15 protein-coding genes are annotated in these 15,547 nt (G+C 75.1%); 10 read left to right on the forward strand and 5 right to left on the reverse strand.

Translation table 11 applies throughout. The features are described from left to right. Positions 1 to 142 precede the first annotated feature (142 nt). The 4 genes from ACIP82_RS08270 to ACIP82_RS08285 all read left to right on the forward strand — a co-directional run bounded on the left by ACIP82_RS08270 (position 143) and on the right by ACIP82_RS08285 (position 2,561). Positions 143 to 694, forward strand: a complete 552-nt coding sequence (locus ACIP82_RS08270) for a ribonuclease (RefSeq protein ID WP_400652056.1) — start codon at positions 143 to 145, stop codon at positions 692 to 694. A 71-nt stretch (positions 695 to 765) separates the two neighbouring features. Next, on the forward strand, positions 766 to 1,236 hold the full coding sequence (locus tag ACIP82_RS08275; RefSeq protein WP_400652059.1) for a hypothetical protein: 471 nt from the start codon (positions 766 to 768) through the stop codon (positions 1,234 to 1,236). Then, entirely contained in the window at positions 1,236 to 1,589 is a 354-nt protein-coding gene (locus ACIP82_RS08280; RefSeq protein ID WP_400652062.1) for a transcriptional regulator, read from the forward strand. The genes ACIP82_RS08275 and ACIP82_RS08280 overlap by 1 nt, the downstream gene beginning before the upstream one ends. 54 nt (positions 1,590 to 1,643) lie before the next feature. After that, positions 1,644 to 2,561 carry a hypothetical protein gene (locus ACIP82_RS08285; RefSeq protein WP_400652065.1) on the forward strand — a complete coding sequence of 306 codons (918 nt, stop codon included), beginning with the start codon at positions 1,644 to 1,646 and terminating at the stop codon, positions 2,559 to 2,561. Here ACIP82_RS08285 and ACIP82_RS08290 read toward each other — a convergent pair. Further along, positions 2,503 to 3,552: a hypothetical protein gene (locus tag ACIP82_RS08290; RefSeq protein ID WP_400652067.1), complete on the reverse strand. Its 1,050-nt coding sequence runs from the start codon at positions 3,550 to 3,552 to the stop codon at positions 2,503 to 2,505. The genes ACIP82_RS08285 and ACIP82_RS08290 overlap by 59 nt on opposite strands. Positions 3,553 to 3,661: 109 nt before the next feature. Here ACIP82_RS08290 and ACIP82_RS08295 point away from each other — a divergent pair, with 109 nt between their 5' ends. After that, on the forward strand, positions 3,662 to 4,906 hold the full coding sequence (locus tag ACIP82_RS08295) for an ADP-ribosylglycohydrolase family protein (protein ID WP_400652070.1): 1,245 nt from the start codon (positions 3,662 to 3,664) through the stop codon (positions 4,904 to 4,906). 3 nt (positions 4,907 to 4,909) lie between these two features. On the opposite strand, the gene ACIP82_RS08300 is transcribed toward ACIP82_RS08295, so the two are convergent. Then, on the reverse strand, positions 4,910 to 5,638 hold the full coding sequence (locus ACIP82_RS08300; RefSeq protein ID WP_363607178.1) for a GNAT family protein: 729 nt from the start codon (positions 5,636 to 5,638) through the stop codon (positions 4,910 to 4,912). Between the two features lie 669 nt (positions 5,639 to 6,307). Here ACIP82_RS08300 and ACIP82_RS08305 point away from each other — a divergent pair. Next, complete coding sequence (locus tag ACIP82_RS08305; RefSeq protein ID WP_363607177.1) at positions 6,308 to 7,252, forward strand: PAC2 family protein; 945 nt, start codon at positions 6,308 to 6,310, stop codon at positions 7,250 to 7,252. 196 nt (positions 7,253 to 7,448) lie between these two features. Further along, positions 7,449 to 8,444 carry an SGNH/GDSL hydrolase family protein gene (locus ACIP82_RS08310; RefSeq protein WP_400652073.1) on the forward strand — a complete coding sequence of 332 codons (996 nt, stop codon included), beginning with the start codon at positions 7,449 to 7,451 and terminating at the stop codon, positions 8,442 to 8,444. 108 nt (positions 8,445 to 8,552) lie between these two features. Here the strand turns inward: ACIP82_RS08310 and ACIP82_RS08315 are convergent, their stop codons facing one another. After that, a complete protein-coding gene (locus ACIP82_RS08315) occupies positions 8,553 to 8,978 on the reverse strand; it encodes a YjdF family protein (RefSeq protein ID WP_400652075.1) in 426 nt (141 codons plus the stop codon). Between the two features lie 327 nt (positions 8,979 to 9,305). Between ACIP82_RS08315 and ACIP82_RS08320 the strand changes: the two genes are divergently transcribed. From ACIP82_RS08320 to ACIP82_RS08330, 3 genes are all read left to right on the forward strand, one after another. Beyond that, positions 9,306 to 10,616: a deoxyguanosinetriphosphate triphosphohydrolase gene (locus tag ACIP82_RS08320; RefSeq protein ID WP_400652078.1), complete on the forward strand. Its 1,311-nt coding sequence runs from the start codon at positions 9,306 to 9,308 to the stop codon at positions 10,614 to 10,616. A 41-nt stretch (positions 10,617 to 10,657) separates the two neighbouring features. Then, positions 10,658 to 12,565: a DNA primase gene (gene dnaG, locus ACIP82_RS08325; protein WP_363607171.1), complete on the forward strand. Its 1,908-nt coding sequence runs from the start codon at positions 10,658 to 10,660 to the stop codon at positions 12,563 to 12,565. A 200-nt stretch (positions 12,566 to 12,765) separates the two neighbouring features. After that, complete coding sequence (locus tag ACIP82_RS08330; protein ID WP_400652336.1) at positions 12,766 to 13,860, forward strand: RNA polymerase sigma factor; 1,095 nt, start codon at positions 12,766 to 12,768, stop codon at positions 13,858 to 13,860. On the opposite strand, the gene ACIP82_RS08335 is transcribed toward ACIP82_RS08330, so the two are convergent. Together ACIP82_RS08335 and ACIP82_RS08340 are read right to left on the reverse strand one after the other, a co-directional pair. Further along, the gene (locus ACIP82_RS08335; RefSeq protein WP_363607169.1) at positions 13,857 to 14,036 is read right to left on the reverse strand and encodes a hypothetical protein; all 180 of its coding nucleotides are present in this window, start codon (positions 14,034 to 14,036) and stop codon (positions 13,857 to 13,859) included. The genes ACIP82_RS08330 and ACIP82_RS08335 overlap by 4 nt on opposite strands. 66 nt (positions 14,037 to 14,102) lie before the next feature. Then, complete coding sequence (locus ACIP82_RS08340) at positions 14,103 to 15,506, reverse strand: glutamate decarboxylase (RefSeq protein ID WP_400652082.1); 1,404 nt, start codon at positions 15,504 to 15,506, stop codon at positions 14,103 to 14,105. Positions 15,507 to 15,547 lie beyond the last annotated feature (41 nt).

A 15,547-nucleotide genomic window follows, 5' to 3' on the forward strand; every position in this document is an offset into this window, starting at 1 on the left:
GGCGCAGGAGACCCGGCGTACGTAGCGCGGCCGGGGCAGGAACGGACAATGGCGTCCGTCCCCGCCCCGGCCGCACACGTGTGTCCGCGACCACAGCGGCGGCTGCCCGGCCGGGGTCCGGCCGCCTGCCAAGCTGGAGCGCATGACCAGCAGAAACCGCCTGTCCGTCCTCGTGGCCGTCCTGATCTGCGTGCTCGCCGCCGCGGCCGGGTACGTCCTCTCGGGCACCGACGGCGGCCACCCCAGGGCCGCCTCCTCCTCGTCCGCCACGGCGACCGCGGCCTCCTCGACGGCCTCCTCCGGGGCCGCCCAGACGGCCTCCACAGCGCCGAAGCCGTCCGCCCCCAAGCCGTCCCCGCCGGCCGGCACCACTCCCGCCCCGGCCGGTACCTGGGTACCCGCCGACCCGGCGCTGGCCGACGTCTGCCGGACCAAGCTGCCCGACCAGGCCGTCGACACCCTCGGCCTGATCGCCAAGGGCGGCCCGTACCCCTACCGCTCGGACGGCATCGTCTTCGAGAACCGCGAGAACCGCCTCCCGCGCAAGGCGAGCGGCTACTACCACGAGTTCACCGTGGTCACCCCCGGCTCCGGCGACCGGGGCGCCCGACGGGTCGTCACCGGCGACTCGGGCGAGCAGTACTGGACGGCCGACCACTACGCCTCCTTCCAGGAGATCGACCCGCGCTGCTGAAAATACTTTCCAAGTCGGAAAGTAGATGCCATAGTGGAATCTCCGAGAGCGCGAACACTCCAGGGGATCCCATGAGCAGCTCCGAACCCGTCCACCTGCCCGCCGCCGAGGCCCTGCGCCTCGTCGAACGGGCCAAGGCCGCCGCGCAGGGGCCGGGCCGACTGCCCTCGTGGTACGGCCCGGCCTTCGCGGTGGCCTTCGCCGTCTACGGAACGGCGCTCGGCCAGGCCATCGGGGCGGGCGTGCCGTGGCTGAGCGGCGTGTTCGGCGTGGCCTTCGCGGTGCTGACCGGCAGCCTGGCCGCGGTTGCCAACCGCAGCGGCGGCATCGTGCGGCGGATGTCACCGGGCCTCGGCCGCCCGGTGGTGCTGGCCGTCCTCCAGGTCCTCGCGGCGGCCCTGGCCGGCCTGCTGCTGGCCTGGGCGGCCGGCGGCGGCGCGCGCTGGATGGGCGCCGCCGCCGGGGTCGCGGCGGGCGCGGCGTTCTGGGCCGCCTCCCGGTGGCTGAACACCCACGTCCGCCGGTTGCTGGAGGAGCGCTGATGCCCGCGCTCGACCCGCTGCTCCAGCATCCGACCAGGCTGACCGTGCTGGCCTTCCTGAGCGCCTGCACCGAGGCCGAGTTCGCCGCCGTCCGGGATCACTGCGAGGTCTCCGACTCGGTGCTCAGCAAAGCCGCGACCGCCCTGGAGGAGGCCGGCTACCTGGTCGTCAGAAAGGGCTACGTCGGCAAGCGCCCCCGCACCTGGCTCGCCGCCACCCGGGCCGGCCACCGGGCGCTGGCCGCCCACCTCGCCGAACTCCAGCGCCTGGTCGCCGCCGCCGAGGCCGCCGGCGCCCTGTGCGCGAGGCTGTCGGCCGACCCGGTGTCCGGTGAGGCTCCGGCCGCCAAGTAGCCTGCGAGCCTGAGTGGTTCGGTCGACAGCGGACGGGTTGCGGGGGCGGGGTCGATGGGTGTGCGCAGAAGGCTCCACGGGGTGGTCGCGGCCACCGTCCTGGCGGCCCTCGCGGTGGGTTGCGGCGGCGCGGAGAAGCCGGGCGGAGCGGACCGGGAGGCCGTCGCCGAGCCGCCGATCGCCCGGACCGCCGCGGCGCCCGCCGACGGCGCCCCGGTCGCCCTGCCGCTCGACGGCTACTCCGTCGGTGCCGACGAGTCCGCGCTGATCTTCCGTGCGATGGGGCAGGCCACCCGGAGCTGCATGGCGGCGAAGGGGTTCGACTACGACCCGGGCGAGGTGCCCGCCGCGCCCCCGGCGACCCCCGTCGACCCGGGCACCCTCGGGCTGCTCTCCGCGACGGCGGCGCGGCAGACCGGCTACCACCGCCCGCCGCGCCCGGCCGGCGGCGTCAGCGGGACGTCCGGGAACGGACCGGCGCGGAGCGCGGAGTTCCAGCGGGCGCTCCAGGGCGAGGCCGGCCGGAAGGCCGGCCTGGCGGATTCCGGGGCCGATCGCGGCTGCATGGGGGAGTTCGAGCGGCAGTTGCAGGCGGCCGGCGTGAAGAGCACCGCGTCGGACCTGGTCGGGACGCTGCGGACGAAGGCGTACGACCGCACGTCGTCGGACAGCAGGGTGACGGCCGCCCTGTCCGCGTGGCACTCCTGCATGGCCGCGCTCGGCTACGGCTACGCGAATCCGGTGCAGGCCAGTTCGGCGGCCTGGCCCGACCCGGTCTCCCAGCAGGAGAAGGACACCGCGACCGCCGACATGGACTGCAAGGCGCGGACGGGGCTGCTGGAGACCTGGTACGCGGTGCAGACCGCGTACCAGCAGCAGTACATCGCCGGGAACGAAGCCGCGCTGGAGGCGGTCAGGGAGACGTCCGGGCGGCGCGTCGCCGCGGCGAAGAAGGCGCTCGGCCGGCTCTGAGAGCGGCGTCGCCGATGCCCGGTCCGGCCAGCTCCCGCAGCACCGGGGCCGGGTCGCGGCGGAGCTGGACGGGGGTGGTGCGGACGACCGGGAGGCCGGCGGCGGTGAGGCGGTTGGCCCGGGCCAGGCCCCGCTCGTGGTCGGCCGGGCGCAGGTGCCAGGCGCGGGAGTCGATCTCCAGGGCCACACAGGCCTGCGGCCAGTAGGCGTCCGGCACGGCGAGGAAGCGGCCGTCCAGGAACAGTACGGCGTTCCAGAGCGGCTCGGGCAGACCGGCCTCCCGCAGCAGCGCGCGGGCCTCGCCCTCGACCACCGAGCGCACCCCGGCCGTCAGGTCCTCCACCACCTGCGCGACCTGCGGCAGCCCGGGCGCGCCCGGCCGGGCGAGCAGTTGGTCCAGCAGCTCGCCGAGCGCGCAGTGGCGCCGCTGCACCGCCTCCGCGCAGAGCGCCCGGAACCGCCGCTGCCCGGTCTCCCGGGGCGCGAGGTCGGCCAGCGCCCGGGCGACCGTGGTGCTCCAGAGCCCGTCGTCCCGTTCGAGGCCGCCCGGCATCGACCCGGCCGCCCGGTGGATCCGGACGAACCCCCGGTCCGCGACCCGGCGCGCGCCCGGGATCAGCACATCGACCTCCGCCAGGTCGGCCGGGTGCCCGGCGCTCGGCAGCCCGGCGTCGGCGAGCACCGCCACCCCGGTCAGCAGCACCTCCCCGGCCAGCGGCGCGCGGCCCTTCGGGCCCGCGTACGCCAGCGCCGCGCGGCCCTTCGGGCCCGCGTACGCCAGCGCCGCGCGCAGCCGCTGATGCGGGCTCAGCCGCCCGGTCTGCAGGCAGATCACCCGGGGCAGCACCTGCTGCCAGGGGCCGCCCGGCCGCAGCCGGTGGGCGATGGTGCCGGGCGGCACACCGAGCCGCCGCAGCTGGGCCCGGGTGGCGATGTGCTGCTGGTCGGCGCCCAGCAGCAGCAGTGGGTCGATCTGGTCCGCACAGGTCATGCCCCGGGTCCTTCCCGCCCGGATAGGGTGTATGCGAAACATCGCCCGCCCGGGGAGCCGCGGTAAAGATGTTGACGGAGCGTCGGCCGGGCCGCTGAGCTTGGCCGTGATGACCACTTTCCCGAGCAGCCCCGCACTCGACGTGCTGCACGCGCTCAACGGCCTGTCCGTCGGCGACGCCCTCGGCGCCCAGTTCTTCGTACCCGCCACCGTCGCGGCCCACTTCGCCGCCCGCACCGCCCCGCCCGGCCCCTGGCCGTGGACCGACGACACCGAGATGGCCTGCTCGGTGTCGGCGGCGCAGATCGAGCGCGGGCACATCGACACCTTCGACCTCACCCACGCCTTCGCCCGCCGCCACGACTTCGACCGCGGCTACGGCCCGGCCGCCAACCGCCTGCTCCGGCTGGTCCGGGAGGGCGGTGACGCCCGGCGACTGGCCGCCGAACTCTTCGACGGCCAGGGTTCGTACGGCAACGGCGCCGCGATGCGGGTCGCCCCGCTGGGCGCCGCCCACGCCGCCGACCCGGCCGCCGCGGTGCGGCCCGCCGCCGACACCGCCGTGATCACCCACACCCATCCGCAGGCCGTGGACGGCGCGATCGCGGTCGCCGTGGCCGCCGCCTGGGCGGTGCGGGCGCGGACCGAGCCCATGACGCCGGAGGGCTTCCTGACGGCCGTCGTCCGGCTCACCCCGCGGGGGGCCGTCCGGGACGGCCTGACCGAGGCGGTCGGGCTGCTGGCCGAGCCGGACCTCACGGTGGCCGCCCGGCTGCTCGGCAACGGCAGCCGGGTGAGCGCCGCCGACACCGTCCCGTACGCCCTCTGGTGCGCGGCCCGCCGGCTCGGCGACTACCCGGCGGCGGTCTGGGAGGCGGTGGGCGCGGGCGGGGACATGGACACCGTGGCCGCCATCACGGGCGGCGTGGTCGCCGCGCACACCGGCACCGCCGGCATCCCCGAGGCCTGGCTGGCGGCCCGGGAACCGCTGCCGGCCTGGGCCTCCCCGGCGCCGGGCGCCGTCTCCGGCGGCCCGGACGACACCGGGGCGGGGATGCGGCTCCCGCGCCCGCACCCCGTGCCGGAGGTGGTCTGGACGGACGAGCAGTGGGAGCGCATCCGGCAGGGCGGGCCGGTGGGCGCGCCGGACCACCGCTGGCACGTCCACACCCGGGAGGGCGTCGTCCGGCTCCGCCACCCCCGCGGCCACACCGTGTGGGAGGTGACGGTCGCCCCCGGCCGCGACGGCTGGCGGCCGGTCTCCGCGCTGGTGGAGGCCGGTCCGGACCGGTACGAGCCGGGCCCCGACGGCCTCACCCGCGTCCTGCGGGCCGCCGCCACCGGCGAACGGTAGCCCTCAGGCGGTGATCAGGTGCCCGGTGCCGCCGCCGTGTCTAAGGCACTCCTGGTTGATCGCCGGATCCGGGGCGCTCGGGGAGGTGGCGGCGGCGATCCGCAGCTCGATGATGTCCCGGACGGCGGGCCACTCCGAGTCGAGGATCGAGTAGAACGCGGTCGACCGCACCACACCGTCCAGGCCGCGCGAGTGCGCCCGGCGGACGCCCTCGGACGTCGCGCCGAGGCGTTCGATCGCGGCGCGCGAGCGCAGGTTGCGGGCGTCGGCGCGCATCGAGATCCGCTGCACGCCCCACTCCTCGAAGGCGTACCGCAGCATCAGCAGCTTGGCCTCGGTGTTGATGCCGGTGCCCTGGGCGCGCGGCGAGAGCCAGGTGTTGCCGATCTCGGCGGCGTCCGGCACGGCCGTGGCCGGATCGCCGAACGGGACACCGGGGACCGGCGGCCAGACGACCGGGCCCTGCCAGTAGTCGAGTTCCAGGAACCGGGTGGAGCCGACCACCCGGCCGTCCGCGGCGTTGACCGTCGCGAACGGCAGCGACCGGCCCGCGGCCTGGTCGGCGAGCGCCCGCGCGATGTAGTCGCGGGCCGCTTCCAGACCGTGCGGGACGGGGGTGAAGGCGTAGGTCGTACGGTCCTCGGCGCCGGCCTGGGCGATGGCCTCGGCGTGATGCGCGGCGAGGGGCTCCAGCCGCACGGTGCGGCCGGTGAGGATGACAGGTACGGGCACGGAACCTTGGCCCTTCGGCGGTCGGAGGGCGCCTCCCGCACCGGGGTCGCGGCGCGGGTTGCGTGGACGGTCGCCCCGGCCCCGGAGTCCGTCCGCCGGTACCCGTGCAGGCCGGAGACCGGCGGAGCGGGGCGGGGGCGGCGGCCCGGAGGCGGGCAGCGCGGTGCCGGAACGGACACGGGTCGACGGACCGGTCCGGCGGGGATGAGCGAGGGGACAGTGTGCGTCCGCGAAATGGCCGAGGAGGAAACGAGTGCGCGAAGGGAAGCGGGCGGCCAGGTGAAGGCAAGATGCGTCGTGGGTGGCTGGCCGAGCACCGGGCCGGGACGTGATCGACGGCGTTACGGACGACGTGACGACGACGCGACGATGCGAGGCAGCGAGAGGACGATACCCGCCAGAAGGCGGTGCGTCACTTCGCGGTACACGAATGGGCGCGCGGGTCTGCCGGGCCCGCGCCGGAGAGGCGCTTTCAACGCCTGTGACCAGGGGATTCTCCACCAGGTGCGATCATGGTCGAGGCGGCCTTCCGGCGGGGCGCCGAGCGGTCGACGGAGGTGCCGCGCCGCGATGCCCGGCGGTCACGGGAATTCCGGCGGGGCCCGGCACGCTGCAGTCCAGGAGAAGCCGGTACGGGTGTGACGAGTAGAGGACGGGGTTGGGTGCGCGGTGCGTGATCCCCAGGCGCTGTACGAGCTGGATCAGCAGGGCGTGGCGGCCGTGGCCGACGCGATCACCGCGTTGGGCGACACCGGCGCCGGCCTGGTGCTGCTCCACCACTTCGAGGGCTTCATGGACGCCGGCGAGGCCGGCGGCCAGGTGGTGGCCCATCTGCTGGAGCAGGGATCGCCGCAGGTGGTCGCCCGCTTCGACCACGACCGTCTGGTGGACTACCGGGCCCGTCGCCCCGCGATGGTCTTCGACCGCGAGCACTGGTCCTCCTACGACCCGCCGGAGATTCTGCTCCAGCTCGTCCACGACGCGGCCGGCTCGCCGTTCCTGCTGCTCAGCGGGCCCGAGCCGGACGTCGAATGGGAGCGCTTCACCGCCGCCGTGCGCGAGCTGGTCGAGCGCTTCGAGGTCCGGCTGACGCTGGACTTCCACGGCATCCCGATGGGCGTGCCGCACACCCGCCCGGTGGGGCTGACGCCGCACGGCAACCGGCTGGACCTCGCGGCGGGCTACCCGCAGTGGTTCGAGCAGGCCCAGGTGCCCGGCAGCGCGCAGGCCCTGCTGGAGTACCGGCTCGCCGAGGCCGGGCACGACGTCCTGGGCTTCGCCGTGCACGTGCCGCACTACGTGGCACGCTCGGAGTACCCGGCGGCCGCGGTGCTGGTCCTGGAGGCGGTGCAGTCGGCCACCGGCCTGGTGCTGCCGGGCACCCGGCTGCGCGAGCGGGTCGGTGAGGTCTACGCCGACATCGAGGAGCAGCTGGCCGGCGGGGACGGCGAGCTGCGCTCGGCGATCCGCGGCATGGAGGGCCAGTACGACGCCGTGGCGGGCGCGGAGAGCCGGGAGAGTCTGCTGGCCGAGCCCGCCGACCTCCCCTCGGCGGACGAGCTGGGCCGGCGCTTCGAGCAGTTCCTGGCCGAGCACGAGCGCGGGCCCGAGTAGGCCTTGAGCCCGGGCAGGTCCTGAGCCCGGGCAGGTCGTGCGACGGCCGGAGGAATTCCCGTCCGGGCGGGAGCCATCCGGCGCCGTCGTTCGTTGGCCCTGAGGTGCCCGGGGGACGGGCCGCCGCACAGAGAGCGACGCCGGCTCCTACCCCCGGGGGGACTTCATGCCAACGCCCAGGAACATGCCCGCGAGCATGCCCACCAGCACGTACCGGACCGCGGCCGGCGCCCTGTCGGCCGTCCTGGCCGCGCTGGTGCTGGCCGGCTGCGCGGGCGGCGGATCGGACGGCGGCCCGGCCGCCGCGCCGGACGGTGCCCGCCCGGCGCGGGCCGGCGCGCCCCCGACACCCACCCCGACGCCCACCGGTCCGTACGTGGCGCTCGGCGACTCGTACACCGCGGGCCTGAAGGTCTCCCCGCAGGTGGGGGAGCCGAAGGGCTGCGCCCGCTCGGCGGCCAACTACCCGTCCCTGGTGGCGAAGGCGCTCGGGCTGGCGGACGGGCAGTTCCGGGACGTCAGTTGCAGCGGCGCCCGTACCGGTGACCTCACCGGCACCCAGCACACCGACAGCGGCTCGAACGCGCCGCAGCTGGACGCGCTCTCCCCGGCCACCCGGCTGGTCACGGTCGGGATAGGCGGCAACGACGCCGGGTTCATGGAGGTCGTCACCCAGTGCGCCAAGGAGAACCTGGTGGACGCGGTGAAGGGCCTGGTCGGCACCGACCGCGTCGACGCGCCGTGCCGGGAGCACTACGCCTCCGCCGGCGGCGCCGCCGACCAGGTGCAGCGCAAGGTGGACACGGCCGGTGAACGGCTGGCCCAGGTCCTCCAGGAGATCAAGCGCCGCTCCCCGCAGGCCAGGGTGTACGTGGTCGGGTACCCGGCGCTGCTCCCGGCCGACCCGGCGAGCTGCGTACCGGTGCTCGGCAAGGCCGTCGCCGCCGCCGACCTGGCCTTCCTGACCGAGAAGCAGCAGCAGCTGAACGCGATGCTGAAGAGCCGGGCGGCCGGTGCCGGGGCGGTCTTCGTGGACGCGGCCGCCCCCTCGGCGGGCCACGACATGTGCGCGGGCGAGGCCACCCGCTGGGTGGAGCCGCCGTTCCCGGCGCCCGGTCTGGCCGCGATCCACCCCAACGCCAAGGGCGAGGAGGGCATCGCCGACGCCGTGCTGAAGGCCGTCCGCGGCTGAGGCGCCGCGGCCCGTCACGGCCCGGCGCCACGGCACCCGGGGCCCGGCGCCCCACCGTCCCGGCCAGAGCTGTCCCGACCAGGGCCGCCGCGGCGCCGGGCCGCCCGGTCACCGCCCGCGGTGCCGCTCCCTGGCCCGGTGCCGGGCCGCCGCCCGCCGCTCCGCGGCCTCCTGGGCGGCGCGGCGCTTGGCCGCCGCCCGGTTGAGGTGCCCGGCATCCTGGTGGGCCCGCGCCAGCGCCTCCTCGGCGGCGGTGCTCAGCGGGCGGGCCGTCTGCTCCTTCGCGGCCTGCCGGGCGAGGCGTTTGGGGCTCACCCGGGGCTGCCGCGCCCGCCGTTCGACGGCCACCTCGGGCGCCGCCAGCGCGGCGTCCAGCAGCCGGCCGAAGTCCTGGCGGACGAACGCCAGCAGCTCCGCGTTGCCGGGCTCGCCCCCGAAGACATGCCGGGCCGCGCGGACTCCGCCGGAGCCCGCGATCTCCAACACCCCGACCCAGAACGGGTCGTCGAAGAACACGCTGAACGTGCTCGGCATGGTGCGTCCTCCCATGGTCGTGCCGTGTCCCGCGCGCGACCGCGCGACGGGAGGAACACGCCGGACACCCTGGGAGGGGAGGTTACTGACCGCCGGCCGGTCCGACGGCGCCCGGACTACCGACCGGGGCTGTGTTTTCGCGCGTTCCCGCCGCCGATCGTACGAGCGGCCGTGGTACTCGCTCCAGCCGTTTTCCCGCGCGCCCCGGGCCCGTCCGGCCGGGCGTGCCCGGCACGTTCGCGTCCGCGAGCGTTCACCCCCCGGCCCGCGCCCCTTCACGCGCGGCACACTTCCGGTGTCGGGGCCGCGGCGTACCGTGTGGGGCATATGGACGACACCGCGTACCGCCTCACCGCCGCCCCGATCCCGTACGACCACGCCGCCGAGGCCCGTTGGGTGCCCGAACCGGACAAGCGCCCCGGCCGGACGGCGTTCCAGCGCGACCGCGCCCGGGTGCTCCACTCCGCGGCCCTGCGCCGGCTGGCCGGTACCACCCAGGTCGTCGCCCCGATGCGCAGTGACTTCCCCCGCACCCGGCTGACCCACTCGCTCGAATGCGCCCAGGTCGGGCGGGAGTTGGGCGCGGCCCTCGGCTGCGACCCGGACCTCGTGGAGACGGCCTGCCTGGCCCACGACATCGGCCACCCGCCGTTCGGCCACACCGGCGAGGAGGCGCTCGACCAGGCCGCCGAGGCCTGCGGCGGCTTCGAGGGCAACGCGCAGTCGCTGCGCATCCTCACCCGCCTCGAACCCAAGCGCTTCGCCCCGCAGGACGAACAGCCCGCCCGGCTCGCGCCCTGGCCCGGCCGCAGCGTCGGCCTCAACCTCACCCGCGCCGCGCTGGACGCCGCCACCAAGTACCCGTGGACCCGTGGCGCCCACCCCACCGACCCGGCCTCGCCGAAGTACGGGGTCTACGCCGACGACCTGCCGGTCTTCCGCTGGATGCGGGCCGGCTCCCCGGCCGGTCGCAAGTGCTTCGAGGCCACCGTCATGGACTGGGCCGACGACGTCGCCTACTCCACCCACGACGTCGAGGACGGCCTCCAGGCCGGCCACATCGACCCGGCCGTGCTGCGCGCCCCGGGCGAGCGGGCCGAGCTGTTCAAGGTGGCCGAGCGCTACGCCCGGGACGCCGGGCCCGAGGAGCTGTCCGCCGCCCTCGACCGGCTGCTCGCCCAGGAGTGGTGGCCGAACGCGTACGACGGCTCGGCCCGCGCCCGCGCCGGTCTGAAGGACCTCACCAGCCAGCTGATCGGCCGCTTCTGCCTCGCCGCCGAGCAGGCCACCCGCGCCCGCTACGGCCCCGGCCGGCTCAGCCGGTACGCGGCCGAGCTGGTGGTGCCGCGCGAGGTCCGGCTGGAGTGCGCGGTGCTCAAGGCGGTCGCCGTCCGGTTCGTGATGCAGCGCGACGAGCAGGCCCAGCTCCGGGCCCGCCAGCGGATCGTGATCGCCGAGCTGGCCGAGGTGCTGATCCGGCGCGCCCCCGAGGGACTGGATCCGGTGTTCGGCGCCCTCTACCGCGAGGCCGAGGACGACCGTGCCGCCCTCCGCGCCGTGATCGACCAGATCGCCACCCTCACCGACGCCTCCGCGCTGGCCCTGCACTCCCGCCTGGTCGACGGCGTCCGGGCGTGAGAGCCGTCGGGAACCGGCCGGGGTGGACGTAGACTTCCGGAGTGGCCGGGCGGATCAGGGACGAAGACGTACAGGCGGTGCGCAGCGCACTGCCGATCGACGTGGTGGTCGGCGACTACGTACAGCTGACCAACGGTGGCGGCGGCGAGTACAAGGGCGTCTGCCCCTTCCACGACGAGAAGTCCGCCTCCTTCTACGTCAACCCCGCCAAGGGCGTCTTCCACTGCTTCGGCTGCCAGGAGAACGGCGACACGATCGCCTTCCTGATGAAGATCGAGCACTTCACCTTCGCCGAGGCCGTCGAGCGGATGGCCGCCCAGGCGAACATCACGCTCCGCTACGAGGAGGGCGGCTACAGCCCCCGCCACCAGCAGGGCGAGCGCACCCGGCTGGTCGAGGCGCACAAGGTGGCCTCCGCCTTCTACCAGGAGCAGCTGGCCTCGCCGGAGGCGGAGATCGGCCGCCGCTTCCTCGCCGAACGCGGCTTCGACGAACAGGCCGCGCAGACCTTCGGCGTCGGCTACGCCCCGGCCGGCTGGGAGAACCTGGTGCGCTACCTGCGCGGCAAGGGCTTCAGCGACAAGGAGATCCTGCTCGGCGGCCTGGCCTCGCAGGGCCAGCGCGGCGGCCTGATCGACCGCTTCCGGGGCCGGCTGGTCTGGCCGATCCGCGACATCGCGGGTGAGACGGTCGGCTTCGGCGCCCGCCGTCTGCGCGAGGACGACAACGGGCCGAAGTACCTCAACACCCCCGAGACGCCGATCTACAAGAAGTCCCACGTGCTGTACGGGATCGACCTGGCGAAGAAGGAGATCGCCAAGTCGGGCCGGGCGGTGGTGGTCGAGGGCTACACCGATGTGATGGCCTGTCATCTCGCGGGCGTCACCACGGCGGTGGCCACCTGCGGCACCGCCTTCGCCGAGGACCACATCAAGATCATCCGCCGGCTGCTGATGGACACCTCGCAGTACCGCGGCGAGACGGTGTTCACCTTCGACGGCGACGCGGCCGGCCAGAAGGCGGCCCTGCGGGCCTTCGAGGACGACCAGAAGTTCGCCGCCAAGACCTCCATCGCGGTCAGCCCCGGTGGCATGGACCCGTGCGACCTGCGCCTGGCCAAGGGCGACGACGCGGTCCGCGAACTCATCGACAACCCGGTCCCGCTGTTCGAGTTCGCGCTGCGCTCGGCCGTCGCCCGGCACCGGGTGGAGACCCCCGAGGGCCGTTCGGCGGCGCTGGAGGAGGCCGCGCCGATCGTGGCCAAGATCAAGGACCGTTCGATCCAGCACGAGTACGCCGTCCGGCTGGCCGGCATGCTCGGCATCCTGGACGAGCCGTTCGTGATCCGCCGCGTCTCCCAGCTGGCCCGCTGGGACCGCGAGCGCCAGCAGAACCCGCGCGGCAACGGCCGGCCCCGCCGCCCCGAACCCGCGCAGCCCGTCCGCCCCGCCCGTCCGGTGTTCCGGCTCAACCCGCGCGACCCGGCCCAGTTCGTCGAGCGCGAGCTGCTCAAGCTGGCCCTCCAGCACCCGGACCTGGTCAGCCCGGCCTTCGACCACTACGCCGAGGACGAGTTCCCCACCCCGCCGTACACCGCCGTGCGCCGCGCCGTCGCCCAGGCCGGCGGCGCCGCGTACGGGGCCACCCTGGCCGACTTCACCAGTGTGGTGCGCGAGGCGGCCCCGGACGACCAGGTGCGCTCGCTGGTCACCGAGCTGACCGTGGAACCGGTGCGGTCGCGCCGCAAGGTGGACGCGGTCTACGCGGGGGAGTTCCTGGTCAAGCTGCGGATGCTGGCCGTGGACCGGCGGGTGGACGAGGTCCGCGCCCACCTCCAGCGGCTCGGTACCCGGGCCGCCGCCGAGGAGCTGCACGCGGTGCAGAGCGAGCTGTGGCAGCTCCAGCAGTACGGGCAGCAGCTCCGGAGCCGGGGCGCCGCGGCGCTGTAGGGCCGGGCGCCGCGGGCCGGGCCCGCCGCAGAAAGTCCGCGCACGAGTCTCGGCCACGGAGCGTGGCGTACCGCACACTGGAGGGCGTCCCACCTTCGTACAGCGCGGGTCCGCCAGAGTCGCGCCCGCCCCGGGGGGTGCCCGTGGAGCAAGGCCTTGCCGCCGCCGGACCGACCACCGCCGGACCGGCCACCGACCCGATCGCCCCCCACGACGACCACGGCCGGGCCGGGGCACCGCCTCCGGCCGGAGCCCGGGTGCCCGCGCAGGGCCACCCCGAGGCCCCGGACCCGCCGGTGGACGCGGACCCCGGGCCCGTCCGCGGTCGTGACCTCGGCCCCGATCCCGACCGCGAGCCCGGCCGCACGCCCGCCGAGGCGACCGGCCCCGCGGCGGACCTGCTCCGCCAGTACCTGCGCGAGATCGGCCGGATCCGCCTGCTCAACGCCGAGGAGGAGGTGGAACTGGCCCGCCGGATCGAGGCCGGCCTGTTCGCCGAGGAGCGGCTGAACCGCGAACCGCCGCCCCCCGAGCCGCTGGCCGCCGAGCTGGACACCCTGGTGCTGGCCGGACGGATCGCCAAACGCCGGCTGATCGAGGCCAATCTGCGGCTGGTGGTCTCGGTCGCCAAACGCTACGTCGGCCGCGGGCTGACCCTGCTGGACCTGGTCCAGGAGGGCAATCTGGGGCTGATCCGGGCGGTGGAGAAGTTCGACTACGCCCGGGGCTACAAGTTCTCCACCTATGCCACCTGGTGGATCCGCCAGGCGATGAGCCGGGCGCTGGCCGACCAGGCCCGGACGATCCGGGTCCCGGTGCACGTGGTCGAGCTGATCAACCGGGTGGTCCGGGTACAGCGCTCCCTGCTCCAGGAACGCGGGGCCGAGCCCGGCCCGGCCGACATCGCGGCCGTCCTGGAGCTCACCGGGGAGCGGGTGCGCGAGCTGCTCCGGCTGGCCCAGGAACCGATCTCGCTGCACACCCCGGTCGGCGAGGAGGACGATGTCGCGCTCGGCGACCTGATCGAGGACGCCGACGCCGCCTCTCCCGCCGAGTCCGCCACCTTCCTGCTGCTGCGCCAGCACCTGGACGCGGTGCTGGCCACCCTCGGCGAACGGGAGCGCCAGGTCGTCCAGCTCCGCTACGGCCTGGACGACGGCCGCCCCCGCACCCTGGAGGAGATCGGCGCGCTGTTCGGCGTGACGAGGGAACGGATCCGGCAGATCGAGTCCAAGACCCTGGTCAAGCTCCGCGACCACGCCTTCGCCGAACAGCTACGGGGCTACCTCGATTAGGACTGCCCGGCGGCGGTCACGGCGGCGCTCGGCTGCTCAGTGGCTACGGCGGCCGGCGGCGAGGCCGGGCCGATCGGGATCGGGGCGGAGGCGACCATGTGCGCCAGGTCGGAGACGGCCATCGTGCAGCCGTTGCCGGCCGGCTGGTGGCCGCAGACCTGGAAGGTGGCGACCACGTCCGCCCCGGAGTCCCCCGGAGCCGTGAGGCGCCGTCAGAAGCCCCGCCGGGCACCGTCACCGGCTCAGTGGTGGAAGCCCGTCCTCGGTGGCACACCGAGCTCCCGGAGCGGGCCGGGCTGGCGCCGCAGCTCCGGCAGCAGCCGGCCGAGGTCGGCGAGCAGCAGGTCGGCCAGGTCCCGGGAGAAGCCGTTGCGGCAGACCACCCGCAGCACCGAGAGGTCCTGCAGGTTCTCCGGGAAGGTGTACGCGGGCACCTGCCAGCCGCGTTCACGCAGCCGCCGGGAGACGTCGAAGACGTCGAAGGGCACGTCCTCGGTGGTGGTGAAGGCGAAGACCGGCAGCTGGTCGCCGCGGGTCAGCAGCCGGAAGCCGCCGAGCGCCTCGATCCGCCCGGCCAGGTAGACCGCGACCTCGCGGCAGGATCCCTGGACGGCCCGGAAGCCGTCCCGGCCGAGCCGCAGGAAGACGTAGTACTGCGCGACCACCTCGGCGCCGGGGCGGGAGAAGTTCAGGGCGAAGGTCGGCATCTCGCCGCCCAGGTAGTTGACCCGGAAGACCAGTTCCTCGGGCAGCGCCTCCTTGTCGCGCCACAGGGCCCAGCCGACGCCCGGGTAGACCAGGCCGTACTTGTGGCCGGAGGTGTTGATCGAGGCGACCCGGGGCAGCCGGAAGTCCCAGACCAGCTCGGGGTCGAGGAAGGGCGCGACCATGCCGCCGGAGGCGCCGTCCACGTGCACCGGGACGTCCAGACCGGTGCGCTGCTGGAGCTCGTCCAGGGCCGCGCAGATCTCCGCCACCGGCTCGTAGGAGCCGTCGAAGGTGGAGCCGAGCACGCCCACCACGCCGATGGTGTTCTCGTCGCAGAGCGCCACCGCCTGCTCGGGGCCGAGGTGGTAGCGCTCGCCCTCCATCGGCGCGAGGCGCGGCTCCACCTCCCAGAAGTTGCAGAACTTCTCCCAGCAGACCTGCACATTGACGCCCATGACCAGGTTGGGCCGGGCGCCGGCCGCGTAGCGCTCGGGGTTGCGGCGCATCCAGCGGCGCTTGAGGGCGAGGCCGGCCAGCATGCAGGCCTCGCTGGAGCCGGTGGTGGAGCAGCCGACCGTGCCGTCCGGGTCGGGGGCGTGCCAGAGGTCGGCGAGGATCGCCACGCAGCGCCGCTCCAGTTCGGCGGTCTGCGGGTACTCGTCCTTGTCGATCATGTTCTTGTCCAGGCACTCGGTCATCAGCCGGATGGCCTGGACCTCCATCGACGTGGTGACGAAGGTCGCCAGGTTGAGCCTGGCGTTGCCGTCGAGCAGCAGCTCGTCGTGGATCAGCTGGTAGGCCGTGTCGGCCGGCACCGGCCCGTCGCCCAGCCGGTGCAGCGGCGGTGCCAGCTCCATCGGGCCCAGCGGGTCGGCCGTGCCGACGAACGGACTGACGGTCAGCCGGCGGTCGTCGCCGGCTCCCTTGTGCAGCGCCATGAGGTCGTGCCGCCCTTCACTGCGATGGCCGCGTGGCCTCC

Origin of the sequence: Kitasatospora sp. NPDC088548, from assembly GCF_044753005.1 — a bacterium.
Taxonomy (GTDB): Bacteria; Actinomycetota; Actinomycetes; order Streptomycetales; family Streptomycetaceae; genus Kitasatospora.

What these genes read in the sequence shown, in the direction of transcription:
- ACIP82_RS08340 (WP_400652082.1), bottom strand. Translation starts at nt 15,506, where the DNA reads ATGGCGCTGCACAAGGGAGCCGGCGACGACCGCCGGCTGACCGTCAGT.
- ACIP82_RS08295 (WP_400652070.1), top strand. Translation starts at nt 3,662, where the DNA reads ATGACCACTTTCCCGAGCAGCCCCGCACTCGACGTGCTGCACGCGCTC.
- ACIP82_RS08285 (WP_400652065.1), top strand. Translation starts at nt 1,644, where the DNA reads ATGGGTGTGCGCAGAAGGCTCCACGGGGTGGTCGCGGCCACCGTCCTG.
- ACIP82_RS08320 (WP_400652078.1), top strand. Translation starts at nt 9,306, where the DNA reads ATGGACGACACCGCGTACCGCCTCACCGCCGCCCCGATCCCGTACGAC.
- ACIP82_RS08280 (WP_400652062.1), top strand. Translation starts at nt 1,236, where the DNA reads ATGCCCGCGCTCGACCCGCTGCTCCAGCATCCGACCAGGCTGACCGTG.
- ACIP82_RS08315 (WP_400652075.1), bottom strand. Translation starts at nt 8,978, where the DNA reads ATGCCGAGCACGTTCAGCGTGTTCTTCGACGACCCGTTCTGGGTCGGG.
- ACIP82_RS08275 (WP_400652059.1), top strand. Translation starts at nt 766, where the DNA reads ATGAGCAGCTCCGAACCCGTCCACCTGCCCGCCGCCGAGGCCCTGCGC.
- ACIP82_RS08290 (WP_400652067.1), bottom strand. Translation starts at nt 3,552, where the DNA reads ATGACCTGTGCGGACCAGATCGACCCACTGCTGCTGCTGGGCGCCGAC.
- ACIP82_RS08270 (WP_400652056.1), top strand. Translation starts at nt 143, where the DNA reads ATGACCAGCAGAAACCGCCTGTCCGTCCTCGTGGCCGTCCTGATCTGC.
- ACIP82_RS08310 (WP_400652073.1), top strand. Translation starts at nt 7,449, where the DNA reads ATGCCCACCAGCACGTACCGGACCGCGGCCGGCGCCCTGTCGGCCGTC.